This is a genomic window from Bradyrhizobium sp. PRIMUS42 (assembly GCF_023006515.1).
Lineage (GTDB): Bacteria > Pseudomonadota > Alphaproteobacteria > Rhizobiales > Xanthobacteraceae > Bradyrhizobium.
Genome location: NZ_JALBGZ010000807.1, coordinates 1 through 2,623, shown reverse-complemented (window position 1 = coordinate 2,623; position 2,623 = coordinate 1). Strand labels below are relative to the sequence as shown.

The window sequence follows — 2,623 nt, the reverse complement described above, 5'->3', positions numbered from 1 at the left end:
AGGAGCGGGTGCTCGACGCGCTGGTCGGCGCCAATTCCAGCCCTGCGACGCGCGAATCCTTTCGCAAGAAGCTGCGCGCCGGCGAGCTCAACGACAAGGAAATCGAGGTCGAGACGCAGTCGTCCGGCAGCGGCATGCCGATGTTCGAGATTCCGGGCATGCCGGGCGCGCAGATGGGCGCGATCTCGATCGGCGACATTTTTGGTAAGCTCGGCGGCCGCAGCAAGACGCGGCGGCTGACGGTCGAGGGCTCGCACGAGATTCTCGTCAACGAGGAATCCGACAAGCTGCTGGACACCGATCAGCTGACGCTGGAGGCGATCAGTGCGGTCGAGAACAACGGCATCGTGTTCCTCGACGAGATCGACAAGATCTGTGCACGTGACGGCCGCGTCGGCGGCGACGTCTCGCGCGAGGGCGTGCAGCGCGATCTGCTGCCCTTGATCGAAGGCACCACGGTCTCGACCAAGCATGGCGCGGTGAAGACCGACCACATCCTGTTCATCGCGTCCGGCGCCTTCCACGTCGCAAAGCCGTCAGACCTGTTGCCGGAATTGCAGGGCCGCCTGCCGATCCGCGTCGAATTGCAGGCGCTGACCCGCGACGACATGCGCCGCATCCTGACCGAGCCAGAGGCCTCGCTGATCAAGCAATATGTCGCCTTGATGCAGACCGAGGGCGTGACGCTCGACATCACCCACAGCGCCATCGACGCGCTCGCCGATGTCGCGGTCGCGGTGAACTCGACCGTCGAAAACATCGGCGCGCGGCGGCTGCAGACCGTGATGGAGCGGGTGCTCGACGAGATCTCCTTCACCGCCCCCGACCGCAACGGTGAGACCGTCCGGGTCGATGCGGATTTTGTGCAGAAACACGTCGGCGACCTCGCCAAGAACGCGGATCTGAGCCGGTTCATTTTGTAATTTGGGTTCAGTCCGCTATCTATCTCGCTGTCGTCCCCGCCTGGTGCGCGATTGCGCACGGGCGCGGGGACCCAAAACCACCAGCGGTCCTCGTTGAACCAGATAGTAGCTCCAGCCCTGCCTCAAATGGCCTCCTGTGGTTATGGGTCCCGGGTCGCGCGGAGCCTGTCATCGGGCCGCGCTTTGCGCGGACCCGGTGGCTTGCCCGGGACGACGGCGGAGTTTGACGCGCCGTCGGTGGCACGTGCCCGCTAATATCTGGCAAAACCCCTGGCGGCTCCTGCTCGCGGTCAACGCGGCGGTCATCGTCGGCGTCTTCGTCCACAAGATCCAGCTGCCGCCTTACGTCCCCTATATCCATCTCCTGGTCGACTACCATTTCGGCTTCATCAAGCGCGCATGGATCGGCGCCATCGTCGCGCTGTTTACGGACAAGGTGCCGGTATGGTCCGTGTTCGCGCTCGGCGGGGTGACATGGCTGGTGACACTCGGCCTGTATGCAAGACTATTCCAGAAGACCTTTGGCTTCACCGCTAAAACGCTGCCGCTGTTCGTCTTCATGGCGGGCTCGCCATTCTTCCTGAAGAACTTCATGCACACGCTCGGCCATTTCGACATCTATGGCTGCGCGCTGGCGCTCATCCTGCTGCTGATGCCGGCGGGCTCGCTGCTGTTCGTCGCCACAGCCGCGCTGTTCTCGATCGTCCTCGTGCTGATCCACCACATTCATCTCTTGATGTATGTGCCGACGATCATCACCATCGTGGCGGTCAGGCACTACCTCGCTTACGGCTGCAATCGCAGCAACGTCGCCTTCGGCATCCTCGCCTTGCTCATTGTCTCGGCGCTGTTCTTCGCCGCGCAATTCCTGGGAACGATGCCGGTCCCGGAAGCGGATTTCGTCGCGTATCTGAAGACCCGGATGGCCGATCCGGCGCGAACCGACCTGCTGCAATTCGCCTACATCTGGTACCAGCCGCTGGCGAAGGAGGTTTTGGACACCTGGGGGCGCCTGCCGCACAATATCCTCGGCCTACCCGTCTTTGCGCTGCTGATCTGGCTGCACACGCCGCTGTGGCGCTATTTTACGAAGCTGATCGGCGCGCTCGCAAGCGAGACGCACCGGCGCCTCGTGATCGCGGCGCTGATCGGCGTCAGCCTCGCCTATCTCGTGATGTTCGCGATGGTGTTCGACTATTCCCGTTGGATATCGAACTGGGCGGTCTGCATGTTCCTGATCCTGCATGCGGCGAAGATGCTGCCGGCTGCGCGCGAGACGCCGCTGATTCCAGCCGAGGATCGGACAACGAACATCTTCGGCCTGATCCTCACACTGATCCCGCGCGTCGGAATCATCCGGCCGTTCTAAAATCTCGCCCGCCTGATCCGCACATACAGCGCGCCCTCGCCGCCATGGCCGATATGCGCCGTCTCGAAGCCGACGACGAAGGCGCGGAATTCCGGCAGGCTCAGCCATTCCGGCACCAGGCGGCGCAGCACGCCGCTTTCGCCGCCGCTGCGGCCCTTGCCGGTGATGACCAGCACGAAGGTCAGGCCGTCATGATGGGCGCGGTGCAGGAAGCCGGTCAGCGCACGATGGGCGCGCGTCTGGGTCATTCCGTGCAGATCAAGCCGCGCCTCGATCTCGCTGCGGCCGCGCGACAGTTTTGTCCGCTCGCGCTTGCCAAGCGGCGCCAGAG

General features: G+C 63.7%; 3 protein-coding genes. 2 read left to right on the top strand and 1 reads right to left on the bottom strand.

Annotation, left to right across the window (positions count from 1 at the left end; all coding sequences use genetic code 11):
• Together hslU and MOV75_RS33950 are read left to right on the top strand one after the other, a co-directional pair.
• Positions 1 to 923 (top strand): ATP-dependent protease ATPase subunit HslU (gene hslU / locus MOV75_RS33955; protein ID WP_247007520.1); only part of this gene is annotated, 923 nt, incomplete at its 5' end.
• A 244-nt stretch (positions 924 to 1,167) separates the two neighbouring features.
• A complete protein-coding gene (locus tag MOV75_RS33950) occupies positions 1,168 to 2,292 on the top strand; it encodes a hypothetical protein (protein WP_246923379.1) in 1,125 nt (374 codons plus the stop codon).
• Here the strand turns inward: MOV75_RS33950 and MOV75_RS33945 are convergent.
• Positions 2,289 to 2,623 (bottom strand): Smr/MutS family protein (locus MOV75_RS33945; RefSeq protein WP_247007519.1); only part of this gene is annotated, 335 nt, incomplete at its 5' end. The two genes, MOV75_RS33950 and MOV75_RS33945, sit on opposite strands and share 4 nt — an antisense overlap.